We start from the raw sequence: 19,911 nt of genomic DNA, 5'->3' as shown, positions 1-19,911 counted from the left end.
AACTGAATGGTTATTTTAGGATGTCCCAAACCAAAACGTTAAAAACCAAAGAGCGTATCTTACAGCTCAGCTTGCAGTTGTTTAATGAACGTGGCGAACGATCTGTAACCACCAACCATATTGCTGCTGAACTCGGCATGAGTCCGGGTAATCTGTATTATCACTTCCGTAATAAAAATGAAATTATCAAGGAACTGATGGAGCAGTATCAGCATCAGACGCTGGAAATGCTGGCACTTCCGGAAGACCGTGCTCTGGATGCCAATGACAAGATTCATTATTTTCAGGTACTGAGCAGTCAGCTTTGGGCTTATCGTTTTCTGCACCGTGATGTATACCATCTGGTCGAAAATAACGAAGATTTCCGCAAGCTTTATCCACGCTTTGCCGGACAGGTCATGCAGCAGGGACAAAAAATTTATAAAGCCTTTGTAAATGCCGGCCTGATGGAAATGACTGATTCAGAAATTGAAGCGCTGATCATTAACCTCTGGATCGTACTGACCAACTGGACCAACTTCCTGTATATGTCGGGACATATTACCGATTCCAACACTCTGGAAGAAAAATGGGTCTGGCAGGCACTGCGTCAGATGGTGTTCCTGGAAGGTGCTTATCTGCGTGGTGAAAGCCGTCAGACGTATGAAAGCTTACTTAACTCGTTCGGTTCTTCAGAGCTATTTGCCAGTCTGTCGTCGCCTAAACCGCCTGAATCTGAACAAACTATTCAGAATATCTAAGAAACGCGTTAGAATACTCGGCTTATTTTTTTAATTTAACTAATTAGTGACCTTAACCAACATGAATATGACGACTGCTAATACCGCACGTTTATTGATTACTTGTGAAGACAAGCCGGGCATCGTGCAGGCTGTTTCAAGCTTCTTGTATCATCAGGGTGCCAACATTACGGCGCTTGATCAATACGCGACAGCAGCGCAGGGCGGACGTTACTTCATGCGTGTTGAGTTTGAACTGGACAATCTGCAAAGCCGTAAAGAAAGCCTGTTGCAGACTTTTGCTGGTAATGTTGCAGAGCGCTATGGCATGCACTGGCGTCTGGCACTGGTCAGTGATGTGAAAAAGGTCGGTATTCTGGTTTCTAAAGTCGACCATGCGTTGCTAGAGCTGTTATGGCGTCATGCACGCGGCGGTCTGCCATGTGAAATCACTAAAGTGGTATCTAACCACGAGACTCTACGTGAATCAGTAGAAAACTTTGGTATTCCGTTTGAAGTGGTTCCTGTGACCAAAGAGAACAAACGTGAAGCCTATGCACAGATTGATGAACTGATGCAGGGCAACGATCTGCTGGTATTAGCCCGTTATATGCAGATTCTCGATGAAGAGTTCGTAAGTAAATGGGAAATGAAAGTGATCAATATTCACCATTCATTCCTGCCAGCGTTCGTGGGTGCTAATCCTTACAAACAGGCTTATGACAAAGGTGTAAAACTGATCGGTGCAACTGCACACTATGTGACAGCTGATCTGGATCAGGGTCCAATCATCGAGCAGGATGTAGAGCGTGTGAACCATGACTTTACTGTTGAACAGCTGCGTGAATTGGGTCAGGATGTTGAACGTAATGTGCTGGCACGTGCAGTGAGATGGCATCTGGAAGACCGTGTGATTGTCGACGGCAATAAAACTGTCGTGTTCCAATAAGCGCTTGCATCTCGGTTTAAAAAAGGCATACTTTAAGTATGCCTTTTTTTTGTTTGAAACAAAAATAATGGAGAAAAGTGGGATTAGTAGTTGCAAATGAAAACACTTCTCATTTATTATTGGCGTACTTTAATTGTGCTAACCGATGAGCTTGATAGTTTGTTTCGCATCATCTCTTCGAGGTAAATAGATTTAATGAGTCAAGTTGCTGCTCCCATGACACCACCACCGTCAAATCAGATGAAAAAGAAAGTCGTTTCTATTCTGGCTGCGGTTCTAGTTGGACACGTGGGTCTTTTATGGGCAGTCAGCCAGATGAAAGCACCTGAACTGAAACCAGTCGATAAAGAGCCTCTAAAAGTCCGTTTCGTCAAACTTCAGGAAGCCCCAAAACCTTTACCACCGAAGCCAAAGCCGCCAGAGCCTAAACAAGAGCCACCAAAGCCGAAAGAAGTTAAAATTGTAGAAAAACCGCTGCCACCGCCACCCAAAAAAGTAGAAAAAATTGAGCAGGTGAAAAAAGCAGAAACGCCTAAACCTGTTACTGCACCGCCAGTTGAGGCCAAACCGGCACCAAGTCCAGTGGTTCCTGCGGTTGTGACTGAAACTAAAAAAGTGGCACCTGTACCTACGCCGGTTGCGCCACCAGCACCTGTCGCACCGCCGACTCCGCCTGCACCGCCAGCACCGAAAAGTGTGGCAATTGGCGGCGGCGTATCCTGGCAGCGTGCACCAAAAGTGTCGCTCTCGGCAGGAGAGTTAAAATCAGCCTGTTCATTGGTGGTGGATGTATCTGCAAATGAGCAGGGAAAAGTGGTTTCTGCGACCGCACGAAATTCAAGTTGTAGCCCGGCCGTCACGCGCAAAGTCGAATCAGCGGTACGTCGTGCACAACTGACCAAATATGTTGAAAATGGCGTGGCTTATCCAACCCGTGTGGAACAGCCTTTCGATTTTCAGATTACCAAATAACGGCTAACCCATTAGGAGTTCGAATATGAACTTTTCAGTTTATTGGCAACACGCTGATGCAGTCAGTAAAACACTGTATTTCGTGTTATTGGCAATGTCGATTGCGACATGGACCATTTTTGTGCTGCGTTTAATGGGCACTCGCCAACTTAAACAGATTGCCTATGCTCAGTTATCTAAAGCATTAGGACAATTGAAAAATAAAATGGCTCCTTTGGCATTTGAACAACGTAAAGCTGTAGCTGAACAGGCTTTGTTACGTCAGATCGCATTAGAAAAAGGCAATGCAGAAAAAGGTGTATCCGTCCTAGGTACCATCGCTTCAATTTCACCCTTTGTCGGTCTGTTCGGTACAGTATGGGGGATCTTCCACGCACTGGTTGCCGTGGGTAAGAGCGGTCAGGCAGGTCTGGCACAAGTAGCCACTCCCGTGGGTGAAGCGCTGATCATGACCGGTCTCGGTCTGGCTGTGGCGATTCCTGCAGTACTTGCATATAACATCTGTGTACGTGTCAACCGTACTTTAAGCAATGAACTGCAAGACCATGCGCATAGCTTATTGATTGATACCATGTTGCAGCAGGACTCTTCTGCAAAGAAGGCTGATGCAAAAGTAGCACAAGACAGTTTAGTTGGAGGTCAAGCTTAATGGCTTTTCAATTGGGTGAAGACAACGATACAGGCATGAATGAGATGAATCTCATTCCCCTGATCGACATTATGTTGGTATTGATGATCATCTTTCTGGTGACAGCGACCGTTGCGAACCCATCAATTCCATTAACCTTGCCGCAAACCACTGCAGAAATTATTGACCTGCCACCTGAAAATGTCACCATCAGCATCAATGCCAAAGGTGATGTAGCGTGGAATGGTGATGTACTGACCCTGGATCAACTTGAAACCCGTTTCAATGAGGCGAGTCAGGCACAGCGTCAACCGACCATCGTATTGAAAGCAGATAAAGAATCACGTTATGACACCGTTGCTCAAGTGATGTCACGCGCGAGTGGAGCCGGACTCAGCGATATTGCCTTTGCAACTGATAACTAATTTTTTACTCTCAATGAAAAAAGCGACTGATCTCAGTCGCTTTTTTATTACCTTAATTTAAGAGGGCATTTGATCAAGCCGCATCCAGATTAATGAGTTTTGAGCAGCGTCATAAACTTATGTTGTAATTTGTTCAGCTTGGGCGGAATCGCGAAATTACAGTAGCCCTGATTCGGATTCTTGGCAAAGAAATTCTGGTGATATTCTTCAGCAGGGTAGAAAGTCGGTGCAGGGCTAAGTTCAGTCACAATATTCAATCCTTCAGCTTTTAATGAGTCTATTGTGAGCTGTGCAGTTTCTTTCTGCTCATCATTAAAATAATAAATCACAGAACGATACTGCGTGCCGACATCATTGCCCTGACGGTTTAATGTCGTTGGATCATGGGTTGCGAAAAAGACTTCGAGCAACTGACTATACGTAATCTGATTTTCATCGAAATCGATCAGGATCACTTCGGCATGATTGGTATCACCGCCGCAGACTTGCTCATAGGTCGGATTAGGATTTTGTCCACCCGCATAGCCGCTGACGACCTTCTGTACGCCCTGAAGCTGTAAAAATACTGCTTCGGTACACCAAAAGCATCCACCACCAAATAGTGCTTGTTGCATGGTTAAGTCCTCATCATTGTAGAGTGCTGATTATTGAATGTTCATATGAGTATGAAAGATATAAAGCCTGCACGACACAGGTTTTTTGTAGTCAAAACTTAGCGAGGCTGTACTGCACTTTCTAACTGAATGAGTAAATTGCCATGACGGTCCATTAATTTCAGGGTTTTACCATAGACCTGATAATGAGTCACTTTGCTCAGTGCCTCCTTAAATTTCTGATCCAGACCTGCATTATCCAGACAAGCCATTTCGGTACTCGCCATCTGGCTTAAGTTAAGGGTGTCTTTGCCGGCAGTGTAGCTGCCCATTATACGGTTACAGCCATCTGCGCCAGACACGCGTTGAGTCGCTGCATCGAATTGCAGACTTGGAATATTGCGTGTTGTCGGTGTTGTAGTAATTTCGGTATTACCAATCTGGTTCACAATCCAGGTGCGATTTTGCAGGAGCTGTAAATTATTTTCAGTTTTGACTGATGAAGTACTCGGTACGGTTTCACAACCTGATATAGCAAAGACTGAACCTAAAATCATGATTGCTGTTAATTTTTTTAGCATGAGAGAGACTCTAATTCTGAGTTAGCTATTTGTATATAAACAAAAAAATGCAATATATGCCAGTTGATTTTGTATCTTTCTTTAAGTTGGATAACTTAGAAGATTATCTGGAACTCGGCTCAGGTAGGCCCTGACGCAGGCGTTGTGAATACTCCTGACTGGAAATCTGACCGGTATCTCTAACTCGTGGATTAACGTGTGCACGCTGATACCAGGTTTGTATATCCCAGCGTTGATCTAGCGCTTTTAAATCATATAAATAATCAGGTAAATACCCAGAAGCCAGCAAGCGGTAATCTGAAGGAAGCTGTTGTTGAGATACTGCCTGAGCCATATCAAAGACCAGCGTCGTGCAGTTACTGCTCAAGGTGTTATACCATTTAGGTTCTTTGGCCAGTTCATCAGCCTTACGCAGATATTCTTTAAATAGAGCCTGAGCTTCTGCTTGCGGCATTTTGACCGGAAAAAAGTAAACCTGCTCACCACGAATATTGCTACGCGTATATACAATATCTTTCTCATCTGAGGCGACCAAACTCAGTTCATATTTTCGGAAGAAGCCACCAATAGCAGAAAATTTCTCATCCTTTTCTTTGCGAATTTCGATCGAGAAGGCGAGCGGTTTCTGATTGGCAAAATCAAAACTGACCAGCGTATGGGCAATTTTAGGTCCCATCCAGTAAGAGGTAATAATGTTTACCCCGGTAATGTCGTTTAGATCAAAACTCCGGCTTTCCCAGCGTTCGGTATATTGACCCTCTGCTTGCCAGTCAAAATTACGGATATTGTGCAAGGTGACTTGATTGCCTTGCTGCTCATAGGAGAGCAGTCGGGAAACTTCAGGATTCCAGTCACGATCCTGACGAGGTTCTATGCTTAAATAAGCCAGTAAGCTGACCAGAAAGGCTAGCAGATAAAGCACTGTATCCACCTGGCGGGAAATCAGATGCTTGGTGAAATAAATGCCCAAGACCACACAGGCAAATAGAAGCCAGAGACCGATCAGAATGATGCTGCCAATTTTACCCAAGGGTTGTTGCACCCAGAGCATCAGGCTCAGCCAAAGACTTGAACACAGGACAAATACACTAAACAGACTCCCTAATAACCACAGGCTCCAATGCTTTTCTGAATGGTCTTGTCCTTGCATGTTCAATCTTTTATAGAAAATAGGCTTTATTTTCTGTATGTTGCGAACTCAAATGCAATACCGGTTTTGTCATCGATATGTTGTTCTGAAGCAACTTTTTTGAACTGGGCCGGAATTTCCGGATAGTAGGCGTGACCTTGCACATCCAGTTCAACATGGGTCAGTTCCAGACGATCAGCGATCTCCAGAGTCTGTTTAAAGATTTCACCACCACCAATGATAAAAATAGCAGTCGGTTTTTCTGAAGCCTGCACATCGGCCACGGCTTGAGTTAAGGCATCTTCAATCGTATGCGCGACCTTAACGCCTTCAAAAGACCAGTCAGGATCACGGGTAATCACCCAGTTCACACGTTTAGGCAATGCACGGCCCATCGACTCAAGCGTTTTACGGCCCATGACAATCACGCCACCTTGGGTGATTTCCTTAAAGTGTTTGAGATCTGCTGAGATATGCCAAGGCAGGTCATTGTCCTTACCAATACAGCGCTGCTGATCCATTGCCACGACATGAACGACTTCTAAATCCTGAAATGCCATACCCATACTCAAAAACAGATAAAAATTATTGCTATTAAAATGCAAAATCCCACTTTAAGCAAAGTGGGATTTGAATATTTTCCGGGGTTTAACGGCAATTAAACTGCAACTGGTGCTTTAATTCCTGGATGTGATTCATAACCGACAATTTCAATATCTTCAAATTTGAAATCAAACAGGTCTTTAACTTCAGGATTCAGTTTTAACTGGCACAGGCCTAAAGGCTCACGACTGAGTTGAAGTTTAGCCTGTTCAAAGTGATTGGCATATAAATGCGTATCACCGCCCGTCCAGACAAAATCGCCTACATCCAGATCACACACCTGTGCAATCATATGAGTCAATAGGGCATAGCTGGCTATATTAAATGGAACGCCAAGGAAAACGTCAGCACTGCGTTGATAAAGCTGGCAAGACAATTTGCCATTATATACAAAGAACTGGAACAGGGTATGGCAAGGTGGTAAAGCCACCTGACTCGCTTCATTCGGATTCCAGCCAGATACAATCAGACGGCGTGAATTCGGATTAGTCTTGATTTCATTGATCAGCCATTTGATCTGGTCAAAACCATCCTGATTGTAGCTGCCATCCGTATTTTGAGTAGCACCAAAATTACGCCACTGATGGCCGTAGACTGGACCGAGTTCACCTTCTGGACGACCAAAACGCGCGGTCTGTTCCGCAGTTGCCCATTCATCCCAGATGGTCACTTTATTATCCTGAAGATACTTTACATGGGTATCGCCTTTCAGGAACCACAGCAGTTCAATCACGATCGAACGGAAATGAACTTTTTTAGTGGTGAGTAAAGGGAAGCCCTTGGAAAGATCAAAGCGCATCTGATGACCAAATACCGAGCGTGTACCTGTGCCGGTACGGTCGCCTTTATCGCCGCCGTTGTCGAGGATATGTTGTAAAAGGTCAAGATATTGGCGCATAGGTCTCTCTTAAAATCTGTTGCAAATTGCTTTTCTTTGAATTGGGCAATTTAAAATTGCGCTCATCATAACATTTTTTTGAGCACTTCCGCATAGCAGTGAAAATGATTAAACATAAGAGAAAAGGGCATAAAAAAGCATCCATGATGGATGCTTTTTTATCATCTTTTTTAAGCTGTTGGCTTACCGGTATGTACCGTATGGATCAGATCAGACAGGTCATAACCCAGAGATTTAGCATAGGCCAGATATTCCTGTTTGGTTGCTTCATCCAGTGTCGGCTTACGATGCAGGAGCCATAGATATTTCATGTTTGGCTCACCGACCAAGGCAGTTTCATACTTGTCATCCAGTTTGAGAATCCAGTAATCCCCTTTGGTAAAAGGTACCCAGCGCAAACCTTCAGGCAAGAAACTGACTTCCAGTTTCCCATGCTCAGCATCCACAATGGTGGCTTCCCCAATAGATTCATCCAGTTTACCCGCACCATCCAGACAACGGTTCTGGACGCAGACTGTGCCATTTTCATTCAGACTATAGACTGCGGAAATATCAGTACTGTCTTCAGGCTGGTGTTTCATGGGCAGACGGGCAATTTCGTACCAGATCCCTAAATATTGTTCTAAATTGAAATTTGAAATAGTCTTTACATCATGACTCATATTTTTCTTCCTCATCATCTCAATTTAAATTTACTAAATCAGTCTAATACGAGAGTTGTTAGCCGGAATGATGTAATCCTGTAGTGAAATGTTGACTTTATTATCGTGAGTAAAATTACAGATTTAGTCAGAAAGGCGCTCAAATATTGATTTAGAAATAGTCTGAGCAGAACTGCTAATTAATTTGAAAAGTAGTGAATTTATAACTTTTTTGTGAAAATTATAAATTTTATAAATCTAAAATAAATAACAAGTTAAGTAAAATTAAACAAATGCGGAAAAATATATTTACATTTTTAACGTGAAAAGTAACATTTAACCGTCTAGTATTCACCGCGTGTTGAAGATTTGAAAGCCAAACTTACAGGCGAGGAGTACTTGGTCCAATATGATTTATGATCATCAAGTGAATATGAGCGAAGTGCATGCTCCTGTTCAAGCGAACGTCATAATTCGTTCCCAATCGGGACAAAATTCCAAACGTCAGCCTCAGCGCTATACCTCTGTGTCAGCTCGTAACAAAAGCTCTGAATCTCGCAAGACTTTTAGTGCAATGAACGGCCAGCGTTTCGATATTGAAAAATTCACCAGCTACCTGCAAGGCATTACCCGCAGTACTAGTACACAGAAATGTGCACGCAGTATTCGCGTCGGTTTGCAGTCTTCAGGCGCAAAAATTGTGAATCATCCTGTTGCCGCAGCTGACTGGGGCAATACCCTCCAGCAATTAGGCTATCGAAAAATCAACCTGTCTTTTGACCGTCCGAAAAAAGGTGATATCTACATTATCGACCGGACTTCACAGCATCAGTATGGTCATATTGCAGCATATTCTGGTTCGGCCTGGGTTTCTGATTTTAAACAGAATGGCTATGCGGTCTATCGTAATTCCGATGTGAAATATACGTATTACCGTCTAGATTCATATCTTTAAATCAGACGCTGAAAATTTCAGAACTTAAAAATGAAAGTCGCGAAATGGTTCAATCTTCGAAGCGTTTCGCACGTTTATTATAAATCGACACGATAAACAGTCCAATCGCCATAAAACCCAAGCATTGTAGACCTAGCGCTATAGTTTCCCAGATCTCACCCGTTTTAGGTAAATAACCGATCAGGCTAATTACTGCCACAATCGGAATCGCCATCGTTAAAGCACGAAAACCTTCGGCATAAGGATTTTCAGGAGAAAACTTTAATCTGAATTCACGCAAGACGTGCATCAGCATTCCAATCGCCAGACTGATTCCAACAAATATCGGACCCAGTTTCGCTACAGTCGATGCTATGTAAATTACGATACATACCGCAATAATAATGATGAGCTTGAGCTGACGGTTGCAGCGTTCGGAGTACCAGAACTCAAGCATGTGGGGAACCTGAATCCGACTTGTTCTGATTAAGCAAAGACAGAGGCGAAAACAGGCAGATCGCCAAAGCCATAAAGGCAATCCCCTGAGCGCCGGGCAGCAAGATTTCACCCTGTTTCATGTTCATAAAAATCAGGCTGATTAATAAGGCAATCGGAATCCAGGTCAGGATACGATAGAACAGGCCAGTCGGATTTTTTGCTGCGAAATGAATTTTGCAGTAACTACAAATCAGAAAAATAATTCCGGTACCGGCAAACATCAGGATGGCATCTAAAGGCAAAGGTTCCATCCAGTACAGACCTACGGCAATTGCAGCAATCACAACAAAGAACAGCAGTTTTTTCAGGAGCGACACCTGCGGATTGAACCAGAACTCAAGCATGATGATGTATGAACAGAAAAGATAAAAAGCACTTTAGCATATTTTAAATATAAAAAAGCGAGGCAGAGGCCTCGCAATATTTAGGAAAATTATCCGTTATTTTTCTGTGGACCCCAGTCATAAATTTTCTTCTGATAAGCGTACCACAACATCCACAGACCAATCAGGATCATTGGCAGGCTCAGGAATTGTCCTTTACTCATCCAACCAATAAATAGCTGACCATTATCCGGTTCACGGAAGAACTCGACAATAAAACGGGCCAGACCATAGCCGGTCAGGAATACCGCAGAAACTGCCATACGTGGACGTGGTTTGCTACTGAACCACCATAGTACGATAAACAGAATCAGGCCTTCACAGAGCGCCTGATACAGCTGTGAGGGATGACGTACCAGTTGCAGCGGATCGGTTGGGAAAATCATGCCCAAGGCAAAATTTGGATCAGTGACTTGACGACCATAGAGTTCACCACCAATAAAGTTACCGATCCGGCCAAACATCAGGCCTGTCGGAACGCAGGGTGCAATAAAGTCCAGCGTCTGGAACCAGGCCATCTTATATTTCTTGCACCACCATAACATCGCCAAGATTACGCCGAGGAAGCCACCGTGGAAACTCATGCCACCGGTCCAGATCTGGAACAGCCAGAGTGGATTTTCCAAAAACTGAGAAAAACCGTAGAATAAAACGTAACCGACCCGGCCACCGATGATCACACCCAAAGCCCCAAAGAAAATCAGATCCGAGACCATATCTGGTGTCCAGCCGCGTTGTTTAGCGCGATAAGTCGCCAGTCCCCAGGCAAATAAAAAAGCCAAGAGATACATCAGTCCATACCAGTGGACTTGCAAAGGCCCGAGCGAAATTGCAACGGGATCTATGTTTGGATAGGTGAGCATTCCTGTTCCTTGTGATTCTGTTTTGCACAGATTTTAGCTGAAAGCGAAGAAAAATGTTGTACATTCAATGTGTAAAGATCGAGAGCATCAATTATGTGTATTGTGGCACTGGCTTGGCGAGTTCTGGATGAAACGCCATTATGTCTGATTTCAAATCGTGATGAGTTCTATCAACGTCCAACCCAGGCATTATATGAATGGGAGAACAGTCCGATTATTGCCGGGCAGGATCTGCAGTCTGGCGGTACCTGGATGGGCGTAACTGCCTCAGGACGATGGGCAGTGATTACCAATTTTCGGGATGGGCAGGATCAGAAATCTTATCCGACTTCACGCGGTCATATTCTTCAGGATTTTCTGGAATCTGAATTAACACCAATTCGGTTTGCCCAAGAACTGGAAAAAAAGCAATGTAACTATGCAGGCTTTAACCTGTTTGTTGGTGATCGAGAGCAGGCGGTCTATATGAGCAACCGTGGTGAAGCACCGCAAGTGTTGGCGCAAGGGGTATATGTGGTTTCCAATGGCCTGATGAGTGAAGACTGGTACAAGACCCGACATTTACGCAAACGCTTTACCCAGGAATTTTTACCGATGCTGCAACAACAGGCAGTTTCGGAAGCTGATCTGTCTTATGCCGTGTGGGATATTCTGGAAGATGAACGTAAAGTGATTCCTGAACTGTTACCTGAAACAGGGATTTCGGTGGAAATGGAACATCTGCTGTCTTCGACATTTATTCAAAGCCCAGCCTATGGCACCCGCTGTTCTAATTTTTTGAGAATGACCAATGATAAATGGTGCTGGCTAGAAAAATCACAGCAGGGTGAAAATGTAGGACAGGTGATTGAAAAAATTATTCCATTGGACAAAAAACAAGGCTGACATAGGTCAGCCTTGTTTTGAAGTTGCTTGAGAATTAAGCTTGAGTCGTTTCTAAGGCTTCACCTGCAATGATTCCCCCATCTTTACGGGTAATAACCACTGTAGCCGAACGAGGGCGAGAGCCTTTGCCTGTACTGATTAAATTTGCAGGCTGGTTTGATGGCCAAGTACCACCCGGATGCTGAACATTCACAAAAATTGCTTTGTAGTCTGGTGTCATGGTCACACCCGTAATTTCACAATCTGCTGGACCGACCAAGAAACGACGTAACTTGGAGTCATCTAGTTGAGTGCCAAGTGGTGTTTTCTGAGTACCGGCACCTGCAGTAGCTGTAGCTACACTACCATCACCAATTTGACCTGGTAAAGCAGCCAGCATCATACAGTTCGTGGTATCTGTATAAGCACCATCATCGGTTTGAATCCACAGTACGCCACGTGGATCGAACCACATGCCATCTGGACTAGAGAAGTCATTGTCATCGGTCAAGCCTGACAGGTTAACCCCAGGAATCGAATCTGCTTCTGCACCAAACAGGAAAATATCCCAAGTGAAGCCAGTCGAGCTGACATCATCCTGATCTTCACGGAAGCGGATGATATGGCCGTTGATGTTACCGCGCAAGCGATTAGTCGTATCATCATCGTCCGAGTACTGACGTGGGTTGGCTGCATCAATGGCATGGCCGGTACCGCGTTGCGAGTTATTGGTTAAAGTTACATAAACTTCACCATTTTCAGGATTTACGGCAACCCATTCTGGACGGTCCATTTTGGTCGCGCCCGCTGCATCGGCAGCTAGACGTGCATGTACCAAGATATCGGCCTGATCTTTAAACTGATACTTTTCATAACTAGTAATTTTCGGGTTATTCATGGACAGTTCAAGCCATTCACCACGCGCTTCACTCGTAGCTTCATTAAAATCAAACTTGGCGACATAGAACTTACCGTGGTCCATGTATTTATCACCAGCTGCATAGCCACCATTGATATCACTTGGATTCCAATTGGTTGCTGATACAAACTTATAGATGTATTCGCCCTGAGAGTCATCACCCATATAGAATGCAAGTGGCTTACCTTCAATCGCACGGCTAACACGGCAATCTTCATGCGCAAAACGACCCAATGCGGTACGTTTTACTGGGCGACTGCGGTTATCGAATGGATCAATTTCCACGATCCAGCCAAAGGTATTGATTGTATTTCGATAATCTTCTTGAGCTGTGTTCGCTAAAGCAGCAGTGTTCCAACGGCTGAACATATCTACAGATGAAAGTGTTGGAGTTGTAATACTCTGCCAGTTATAACCACTTGCCTTATTGCTCACTTTATAGCGAGAGATGGCATGTTCAGTCATGGCGTCACGTACATCCCCAGCATCATCTTCTGTTTGACGCGCGATGTACTGATTAAAATTTTCTTCAGTGGTGAGGTAAGTACCCCACGGAGTATAACCATTACCACAATTATTAATCGTACCGCGTGTGATCAAGCCAGTTGGGCTAAATGCTGTCTGTACCAAGGCATGGTTTTTTACAGGGCCTCTAAATTCGATTTCACTTGCTGCAGTAATACGACGGTTAAATGGTGAGTCCAGATTCACACTAACAGCTTGAGTGACTGGGTCTTTTTTCAAATGAACAATTGAAACACCATGCGCGTATATTTCACGAAGCGCTTCATCTTCAGTAATATCTTTTGGATCAAAAGCATTGCCGCGAGGGTGCAGATCACCACGTTGCAAATATTCATGGTTCATGACCAACAGACCTTGATCAGATACTGTTGCATCATAATTTTGCTTAGCGGCATTCATACCGAAAAAGGTCATGCCGTCATGGTTATCACCAACACGACGCTCATATGAAATACCACTTGGAATATTGTTTTCATCCCAAACTGGCAGGCTTGAATTCAGAGGATCGCCTACAGCGTGCAAGATTTTGAAATCGTAGCCTTCAGGCACCGAAAATTGTTCTAAAGTATTTTTCTCGACTGCCTTAAATTTTAGCGAGCTTGGTTTCGCTGTTAAATCTGGTTCAGTTGATGGTGGAGTAGGATTGTCTGAGTTATTTGGTTCATCATCGTCATCACTACAACCGGTTAAAGAAGCTGCTAAAGTTAAGGCAACTGCACCACCAGCTGTTTTTTTGATCAATTCACGGCGGTTAATATTTTTTTGCAAAAGTTGAGTGAACTCTGCATTCCCCGAATTGTTGCTGTCATAATCATCATTAAAATCTAAATAATCTGTCATTTTTTCTGATCCTGGTGAAAGGCTTGCTTTTCATTAAGTCAGAAATAAATTAGACCTAAAGTATGACAAAATGGTTAAGTCTATATTTCAATAAAATTAAATAAATCAATATATTGGTGTAAATGTAAACAAAAAGACAGCCAAGGCTGCCTGAGTGAAATACATTCTTTTTGTTTTTGGGTTCTTGTTATTGTTGATCGGTTAAACGGCGTTTTTCGATCAGTTTTCCTGCCAGTAAACCCAGTTCAAACAGTAACCACATGGGGATGGCCAACATGATCATCGACAAGGCATCGGGTGGAGTCACGAACATAGCTACAAAGAAACAGCCAACGATAATAAAGCGGCGTTTTTCGACCAGCGTCTGGGTTGAAACCACTCCAATCAAGATCAGAACCAAGGTAATAATCGGGATTTCAAAGGTAAAACCAAAGACCAGAAACAGCTTTAAACAGAAGCTGAGATAACTGTTGATGTCGGTCATTGGGGCTACGGTTTCAGGCGAAACACTGATAAAAAAATGCAGAATCGAGGGCAATGCCACAAAGTATGCAAAGCTGATGCCAGTATAAAACAGCACGATACTGCCGATCAGAAGTGGTAAAGCCAGACTCTTTTCTTTGGCATACAGCGCCGGCTTAATAAAGGTCCAGAGCTGGTACAAGATGAACGGCATCGCGATCATCAGTGCCACAAAAAAGTTCAGCTTAAACGGTGCCATGAAGGTTGCCGTCACATCAGTGGCAATCATGGTCGAGCTTGCGGGTAGCTGTGCACGCAGCGGTTCAGACAGCCACTGGTAAGTCTGATTGGCAAAGGGTAATAAACAGAAAAACAGGCCAATCAGGACAGCAACTACTTTAAACAGATGCTTTCTTAATACCACCAAATGCTGGGTAATTGGCATCTCTTCAAGATTTACCACTGCAGCATCATTTGAGGCTGGTGTGGTCGGTAAGGATGTCATACAGCCACCTTCATTTCTGTATAGCGTTGTTCGGAAATCGCAGCTTGTGTTATTGCCGGTTTAGGTAGATACACAGGGGATACAGGCTCTACGATCGGCTGATAGCTGACCGATACCTGAACAGGCTGAGGCTTTGCTTTTGATTTCTCAGTTGCGATCGGCTGCTGTAAATCTGCCATTTGTGCCTGCATCTTGGCTTCGAGTTGCTGAATCCGCTGCATTTCAGCCTGCATTTGTTCGCGTAGCTCAGACAGACGTAATTCACGATCAAGATCATTCTGAACATTGCTCACCATACGCTTGATCTTGCCGTACCATGTTCCGACAAAACGTACTGCCTCAGGAAGTTTCTCTGGCCCAAGGACTAAAAGCGCAATAATCCCGAAAATCAGCAGCTCGGTCATTCCGATATTGAGCATAGCGAACTCTTAACTCTTGATCGAGGTTTCAGGGGTTTTGACTTGTGCCTCGATGATGCGTGGCTCTGCTAACTTGGCCTGTTCAGCTTCTTCATCTTTGACCGATTTTTTAAAGTCTTTAATTGCGCCGCCAACATCTTTACCCAGATTTTTCAGTTTCGATGTGCCAAACAATAAAATCACCACAATTGCAAAAATCAGCACATGCCAAATTGATAATCCTGCCATTATTTTATCCTCCATATTTCATGCACCTATCTCAGCAGGCTTGTATGACAATGCAGTGACGCTTTAATGACAGTTTGCCGACACAGCATCAGTGCGATGAATAGCTCATATCAAAAAATCTACGATTCGATCAAAACCATGCTGTGCTAGCATATGGCCTGATATAGAAATCCCAGCAGTACTGTCATGGCCTTGATTCTTCCGCTCCTGTCTTTTCTGACCGGTTATTGGGGCGTGCAATATTTAAAACCGATTCGGCCTTTCTTGGCGGCTTTACTGGCCCGGGTCCTGATTCCGGTGCTGATTATTTACAACATGGTGTTCTACCAGGAAGGCAGTTTGTGGCTGATCAGCTTTAGCTTCTTTTGTTCCTGCCTGTTTTTTGCCGTATTTTATTGCATCCTTAAAAATAAACTGCGTGCCTTATGTCTGAGCTATTTAAATGGTGCATGGCTGGGGATTCCTTTTGCCTTGGCCGTTTTTGGTCCACAAGCGACCAGTACCGTGGTGGCGCTGTACATTGGTGGTTCTTTGTTTGGCAATGTCTGTGCAGTCATGGCAGTCAGTGAAGCCAGACAAGACGCGCGTTATATTTTAAAAAATGTGTTGCTCTCACCGCCAGTGGTGGCTTTGTCGATGGCAGCTTTATTGTCATTTTGGGATTTGAGTCACTGGCAACAAGTGGCTTGGGTAGAGATGCTGTATCAAGCCAATAAAGTGCTGGTGACTTTTAGTGGCATGTGTGTGCTAGGAATGTGGCTAAGCAATGTACGGATCAGCCGCTTCGATTTAATGCGCAGTCTACAACTAATTTTTAGTCGGGGATTGTTTGCGGTGTTACTGTGTGGTGCAGCTTATTTTTATTTGCCGATTCCACAGTTTACTCTAACGTATGCCGTCATGCTGATGTTCTTTTTATTACCGCCAGCAGCCAATATTGTGGCACTGGAAACCCATTATCAAGGCACAGGGCATTCAGCCAAATATATTGCTTCGGGAACGATTGCGAGTGCAATATTGATTGGAGTATATGGAGTGGTGGTACATGCGGTGGTGCCAACGTTATGAAAGTTCCCTCTCCTTGTAGGAGAGGGTTAGGGAGAGGTAATTTACTATTTAAATCCCTCCCAACCTCCCTTTGAAAAAGGGAGGGGCTTCTTCTCCCCAAGGGTGAGGGAATGCCCTCCCTCTAACTCCCTCCTAAAAGGAGGGAGGACTCCTTTAGGAATTAGATTTATTTTTCCAAACTCGCCTTAAACAGTTTCATTGCCTGACCACGATGGCTGATTTTATTTTTTTCTTCCTTGCTCATTTCAGCGCTGGAAATTCCTAATTCTGGTAACCAGAACAATGGATCATAACCAAAGCCATTTTCACCGTGTGCTGCTTCCAGAATTTCACCTTTCCAGATGCCCTGGAAAATTTGTGGCAGTGGATCTTCAGCATGTTGGACTAAGGCCAATACACACACAAACATGCCTTCAATCGCTTCACCGTCTTGACGCAGTGGTTTCAGGTCAGTCAGTAATTTTTCATTGTTCGCAGCATCATCACCATGTTCACCCGCATAACGAGCCGAGTAGATCCCAGGTGCACCGCCCAGAACTGGTACACAAATTCCTGAGTCGTCGGCAATGGCTGGTTTACCCGAAATTTTAGAGGCATGACGCGCCTTGATAATGGCATTTTCAACAAAGCTCAAACCATCTTCAATCGCATCTTCGATGTTCAGCTGACCTTGAGGAATAACTTCAACTGGAAGTTTGAGTTCTGCAAACATCTTTTCAAATTCTGCAATCTTGCCTTTATTATTACTTGCCAGTACCAGTGTGCCTTGGGATAACCAGTCAGTTGAAGCCATATCAATTACTCATCTTTCAAATTACATATATGTAGTGTAGCAACTTGCTGCAGTTTTTAGGCCATAAAAAAAGCACCCGAAGGCGCTCTTTTGCAGATCCAGCTTATTGTGCCTGAATCCAACGGTCTGCACGATCACGTGCTTGACGGATCTGTTCCTGGGTCAAGTTGGCTGCCAATGCAGTTTTCTTGCCTTCAGATAAAGTAATCACTTTATTGTCCAGCATGCCATCGCGGGTAGAGAGTTCATACCACTGGTAAGCACCCATGTAGTTTTTCTTCTTCTCTTCCATCATGGCCAGATTGAAGCTGGCACGGTTATCACCGCGGCTGGCTGCTTTTTCAAAGTATTGACGAGCCAGTGTTTCATCTTTTTTGGTACCAATACCATCTGCCAGCATACGGCCAACATTCAGCTGAGCCACTGCCAGACCTTGGTCAGCAGCAGCTTTGTACCATGCAAAGGCCTGACGTTCATCTTTCTGGACGTCTTTGCCATATTGATATTTGGTTGCTAAATAAAATTGTGCACCAGGCTGACCTGCTTTAGCCGCTTTAGTCAGACTATGAATGTCCATTACTGAATATTGCGCTGCTTGGCTGGCCACAGAAGGCGTTGGTGCAACGTAATCGGCATGGGCCTGCATGCCAAAAAGTCCAGCCAGTAGCGTCGTACTTAATAATAATTTTTTCATAGAGCGCTCACTCGATAAATTGCGACTTCACCAAACAGATTTGGGAGATGTTTGCTGAGCAAACTATCCTCTTGATTCCCATTCACAGCGAGTCGATTAATAATTTTTATGTTGTTTTCCGCGCATAATGCTTCAAAGTCACGGAATGTACATAGGTGAATGTTCGGGGTGTTATACCACATATAGGGTAAGGCTTCCGAAACCGGCATTTTCCCTTTTAATGCCAAGAAAGAACGAGTCTTCCAGTGCGCAAAGTTTGGAAAGGTAATAATGGCCTGTTTCCCTACACGCACCATATCACGCAATAATACGTCTGGTGCATCTACAGCTTGCAAAGCTTGTGCCATCACCACATAGTCAAAAGACTGGTCAGCAAAACGGCTTAAACCGAGGTTTAAGTCCTGCTGGATGATATTTAACCCGCGACTGATCGCAATTGCAATCTTTTCTTGATCAATTTCTAATCCATATGCACGAATATTGTGCTTTTTGCTCATATGGGCCAGCAGTTCGCCATCACCACAACCGAGGTCGAGGATACGTGAACCGGGCTTGATCCATTTCTCAGCAAGTTGTTGGTCAATACGCATTACACAGCCTCCTTCGGTGTTGATCGCAGATGTTCTTCACCGCCCAGGAAGGCGCGCAAGGATTTTACATACAGGGGAATCGGGAACAGGAAGGAGTCATGGCCTTGTTCAGCATCAATATCGACATAGCTGACCGGCTTATGATTGGTAATGAGGGCATCCACGATTTCAACAGAACGTGAAGGCGAGAAACGCCAGTCAGTCGTGAAAGAAACTACCAGGAACTTACATTTGGTTTGCGCCATCGCTTTGACCAGTGACTGCTGATATTCACGTGAAGGATCAAAGTAGTCCAATGCCTTGGTCATGATCAGGTAAGTATTGGCATCAAAGTTACGGCTAAACTGTTCACCCTGATAACGCAAATAACTTTCGACCTGGAATTCGACATCGAAACCATACATAAACTTGCCGGATTTCAGATCACGGCCAAATTTCTGTTTCATGGCTTCTTCAGACAGGTAGGTGATATGACCGACCATACGCGCCAGAATCAGGCCACGTTTTGGATAGCTGTCATTTTCCAGATAACGGCCATGATGGAAGTCTGGATCAGACAGAATCGACTGACGCGCGACTTCGTTAAAGGCAATATTTTGTGCAGACAGTTTTGGTGCGCTGGCAATAATCACACATTTTTGCAGACGGTCCGGATAATCTACCGACCATTGCAAGGCCTGCATGCCCCCGAGTGAGCCGCCAATGATGGAATACCACACATCAATCCCCAGACGGTCAGACAGCATCGCCTGAGTTTTCACCCAGTCACGCACAGTGACCAGCGGAAAGTCTGGACCATATGGGCGGTTATCATTTTCGGGATTAGGAGAGGTAGGACCAGTAGAACCATTACAACCGCCGATATTATTCAGCGCCACCACAAAGAATTTATTGGTATCGATTGCCTTGCCCGGGCCAATACAGGCATCCCACCAGCCTGGTTTTTTATCATCTTCATGATGATAACCTGCAGCATGATGATGGCCAGACAGGGCATGGCAGATCAAAATGGCATTGGACTTATCGGCATTCAGTTCGCCATAAGTTTCTACCATCAGTTCAAAACGTGGGAGGATGCGACCGCATTCAAGCTCTAACGGCTGTTCGAATTGGAACTTTTGTGGGACAACAAGGCCCACTGAGTCAGCTGGAAAAGACACGGGAATGATTCGCCTTAAATCTTTAGTA

25 protein-coding genes are annotated in these 19,911 nt (G+C 44.3%); 8 read left to right on the top strand and 17 right to left on the bottom strand.

The genetic code is table 11. From position 1 onward, the window contains the following. The first annotated feature begins 20 nt into the window (after positions 1–20). The 5 genes from FTV31_RS00805 to FTV31_RS00785 all read left to right on the top strand — a co-directional run bounded on the left by FTV31_RS00805 (position 21) and on the right by FTV31_RS00785 (position 3,693). Entirely contained in the window at positions 21–740 is a 720-nt protein-coding gene (locus tag FTV31_RS00805) for a TetR/AcrR family transcriptional regulator (protein WP_034580311.1), read from the top strand. A 61-nt stretch (positions 741–801) separates the two neighbouring features. Then, on the top strand, positions 802–1,668 hold the full coding sequence (purU, locus tag FTV31_RS00800) for a formyltetrahydrofolate deformylase (RefSeq protein ID WP_004781900.1): 867 nt from the start codon (positions 802–804) through the stop codon (positions 1,666–1,668). Positions 1,669–1,863: 195 nt separating this feature from the next. Continuing rightward, positions 1,864–2,640 carry a TonB-dependent receptor gene (locus FTV31_RS00795; RefSeq protein ID WP_180012676.1) on the top strand — a complete coding sequence of 259 codons (777 nt, stop codon included), beginning with the start codon at positions 1,864–1,866 and terminating at the stop codon, positions 2,638–2,640. Between the two features lie 25 nt (positions 2,641–2,665). After that, positions 2,666–3,289, top strand: coding sequence for a MotA/TolQ/ExbB proton channel family protein (locus tag FTV31_RS00790; RefSeq protein WP_180012675.1), 624 nt, complete (start codon positions 2,666–2,668; stop codon positions 3,287–3,289). Continuing rightward, entirely contained in the window at positions 3,289–3,693 is a 405-nt protein-coding gene (locus tag FTV31_RS00785; protein ID WP_004781905.1) for a biopolymer transporter ExbD, read from the top strand. The genes FTV31_RS00790 and FTV31_RS00785 overlap by 1 nt, the downstream gene beginning before the upstream one ends. Before the next feature lie 89 nt (positions 3,694–3,782). Here the strand turns inward: FTV31_RS00785 and msrA are convergent, their stop codons facing one another. From msrA to FTV31_RS00755, 6 genes are all read right to left on the bottom strand, one after another. Beyond that, complete coding sequence (gene msrA, locus FTV31_RS00780) at positions 3,783–4,307, bottom strand: peptide-methionine (S)-S-oxide reductase MsrA (protein WP_004781907.1); 525 nt, start codon at positions 4,305–4,307, stop codon at positions 3,783–3,785. A 98-nt stretch (positions 4,308–4,405) separates the two neighbouring features. Then, positions 4,406–4,867: an META domain-containing protein gene (locus tag FTV31_RS00775; RefSeq protein WP_004781908.1), complete on the bottom strand. Its 462-nt coding sequence runs from the start codon at positions 4,865–4,867 to the stop codon at positions 4,406–4,408. A 103-nt stretch (positions 4,868–4,970) separates the two neighbouring features. Further along, positions 4,971–6,017 (bottom strand): DUF4105 domain-containing protein, encoded by a 1,047-nt coding sequence (locus tag FTV31_RS00770; protein WP_004781909.1) that lies wholly within the window; start codon positions 6,015–6,017, stop codon positions 4,971–4,973. A 26-nt stretch (positions 6,018–6,043) separates the two neighbouring features. Beyond that, on the bottom strand, positions 6,044–6,556 hold the full coding sequence (gene dfrA40 / locus FTV31_RS00765) for a trimethoprim-resistant dihydrofolate reductase DfrA40 (protein WP_180012674.1): 513 nt from the start codon (positions 6,554–6,556) through the stop codon (positions 6,044–6,046). Positions 6,557–6,654: 98 nt separating this feature from the next. Beyond that, a complete protein-coding gene (gene thyA / locus FTV31_RS00760; RefSeq protein ID WP_180012673.1) occupies positions 6,655–7,497 on the bottom strand; it encodes a thymidylate synthase in 843 nt (280 codons plus the stop codon). Between the two features lie 170 nt (positions 7,498–7,667). Then, on the bottom strand, positions 7,668–8,159 hold the full coding sequence (locus tag FTV31_RS00755; RefSeq protein WP_180012672.1) for a lipocalin family protein: 492 nt from the start codon (positions 8,157–8,159) through the stop codon (positions 7,668–7,670). 388 nt (positions 8,160–8,547) lie between these two features. Between FTV31_RS00755 and FTV31_RS00750 the strand changes: the two genes are divergently transcribed. Next, the gene (locus tag FTV31_RS00750) at positions 8,548–9,093 is read left to right on the top strand and encodes a CHAP domain-containing protein (protein ID WP_166136276.1); all 546 of its coding nucleotides are present in this window, start codon (positions 8,548–8,550) and stop codon (positions 9,091–9,093) included. A 49-nt stretch (positions 9,094–9,142) separates the two neighbouring features. Here the strand turns inward: FTV31_RS00750 and FTV31_RS00745 are convergent, their stop codons facing one another. The 3 genes from FTV31_RS00745 to lgt form a co-directional block, all read right to left on the bottom strand. Continuing rightward, positions 9,143–9,529, bottom strand: coding sequence for a hypothetical protein (locus FTV31_RS00745; RefSeq protein WP_180012671.1), 387 nt, complete (start codon positions 9,527–9,529; stop codon positions 9,143–9,145). Continuing rightward, positions 9,522–9,914 (bottom strand): hypothetical protein, encoded by a 393-nt coding sequence (locus FTV31_RS00740; protein ID WP_180012670.1) that lies wholly within the window; start codon positions 9,912–9,914, stop codon positions 9,522–9,524. The genes FTV31_RS00745 and FTV31_RS00740 overlap by 8 nt, the downstream gene beginning before the upstream one ends. 89 nt (positions 9,915–10,003) lie before the next feature. Beyond that, positions 10,004–10,816: a prolipoprotein diacylglyceryl transferase gene (lgt, locus tag FTV31_RS00735; RefSeq protein ID WP_159123609.1), complete on the bottom strand. Its 813-nt coding sequence runs from the start codon at positions 10,814–10,816 to the stop codon at positions 10,004–10,006. A 93-nt stretch (positions 10,817–10,909) separates the two neighbouring features. On the opposite strand from lgt, the gene FTV31_RS00730 reads away from it, so the two are divergent. Then, the gene (locus FTV31_RS00730; protein WP_159123608.1) at positions 10,910–11,701 is read left to right on the top strand and encodes an NRDE family protein; all 792 of its coding nucleotides are present in this window, start codon (positions 10,910–10,912) and stop codon (positions 11,699–11,701) included. A gap of 34 nt (positions 11,702–11,735) precedes the next feature. Here the strand turns inward: FTV31_RS00730 and FTV31_RS00725 are convergent, their stop codons facing one another. The 4 genes from FTV31_RS00725 to FTV31_RS00710 all read right to left on the bottom strand — a co-directional run bounded on the left by FTV31_RS00725 (position 11,736) and on the right by FTV31_RS00710 (position 15,578). Continuing rightward, a complete protein-coding gene (locus FTV31_RS00725) occupies positions 11,736–13,964 on the bottom strand; it encodes a PhoX family phosphatase (RefSeq protein ID WP_180012669.1) in 2,229 nt (742 codons plus the stop codon). A gap of 187 nt (positions 13,965–14,151) precedes the next feature. Then, positions 14,152–14,931 carry a twin-arginine translocase subunit TatC gene (tatC, locus tag FTV31_RS00720; protein WP_180012668.1) on the bottom strand — a complete coding sequence of 260 codons (780 nt, stop codon included), beginning with the start codon at positions 14,929–14,931 and terminating at the stop codon, positions 14,152–14,154. Beyond that, positions 14,928–15,350: a Sec-independent protein translocase protein TatB gene (gene tatB, locus FTV31_RS00715; protein ID WP_179992406.1), complete on the bottom strand. Its 423-nt coding sequence runs from the start codon at positions 15,348–15,350 to the stop codon at positions 14,928–14,930. The genes tatC and tatB overlap by 4 nt, the downstream gene beginning before the upstream one ends. 9 nt (positions 15,351–15,359) lie before the next feature. Then, positions 15,360–15,578 (bottom strand): Sec-independent protein translocase subunit TatA, encoded by a 219-nt coding sequence (locus FTV31_RS00710; protein WP_159123604.1) that lies wholly within the window; start codon positions 15,576–15,578, stop codon positions 15,360–15,362. 186 nt (positions 15,579–15,764) lie between these two features. Between FTV31_RS00710 and FTV31_RS00705 the strand changes: the two genes are divergently transcribed. After that, positions 15,765–16,646 (top strand): permease, encoded by an 882-nt coding sequence (locus FTV31_RS00705; RefSeq protein WP_180012667.1) that lies wholly within the window; start codon positions 15,765–15,767, stop codon positions 16,644–16,646. A 166-nt stretch (positions 16,647–16,812) separates the two neighbouring features. Here the strand turns inward: FTV31_RS00705 and rdgB are convergent, their stop codons facing one another. The 4 genes from rdgB to FTV31_RS00685 all read right to left on the bottom strand — a co-directional run bounded on the left by rdgB (position 16,813) and on the right by FTV31_RS00685 (position 19,883). Continuing rightward, the gene (rdgB, locus tag FTV31_RS00700) at positions 16,813–17,439 is read right to left on the bottom strand and encodes an RdgB/HAM1 family non-canonical purine NTP pyrophosphatase (RefSeq protein ID WP_180012666.1); all 627 of its coding nucleotides are present in this window, start codon (positions 17,437–17,439) and stop codon (positions 16,813–16,815) included. Between the two features lie 103 nt (positions 17,440–17,542). After that, positions 17,543–18,133, bottom strand: coding sequence for a tetratricopeptide repeat protein (locus tag FTV31_RS00695; protein WP_218945549.1), 591 nt, complete (start codon positions 18,131–18,133; stop codon positions 17,543–17,545). Continuing rightward, on the bottom strand, positions 18,130–18,723 hold the full coding sequence (gene metW / locus FTV31_RS00690; RefSeq protein WP_004781976.1) for a methionine biosynthesis protein MetW: 594 nt from the start codon (positions 18,721–18,723) through the stop codon (positions 18,130–18,132). The genes FTV31_RS00695 and metW overlap by 4 nt, the downstream gene beginning before the upstream one ends. Continuing rightward, entirely contained in the window at positions 18,723–19,883 is a 1,161-nt protein-coding gene (locus tag FTV31_RS00685) for a homoserine O-acetyltransferase (RefSeq protein WP_034704397.1), read from the bottom strand. The genes metW and FTV31_RS00685 overlap by 1 nt, the downstream gene beginning before the upstream one ends. Between the last annotated feature and the right edge of the window lie 28 nt (positions 19,884–19,911).

The sequence above is a fragment of the Acinetobacter sp. YH16031 genome (assembly GCF_013417335.1).
Taxonomy (GTDB): domain Bacteria; phylum Pseudomonadota; class Gammaproteobacteria; order Pseudomonadales; family Moraxellaceae; genus Acinetobacter.
This window is presented reverse-complemented; position numbering and strand designations above follow the sequence as displayed.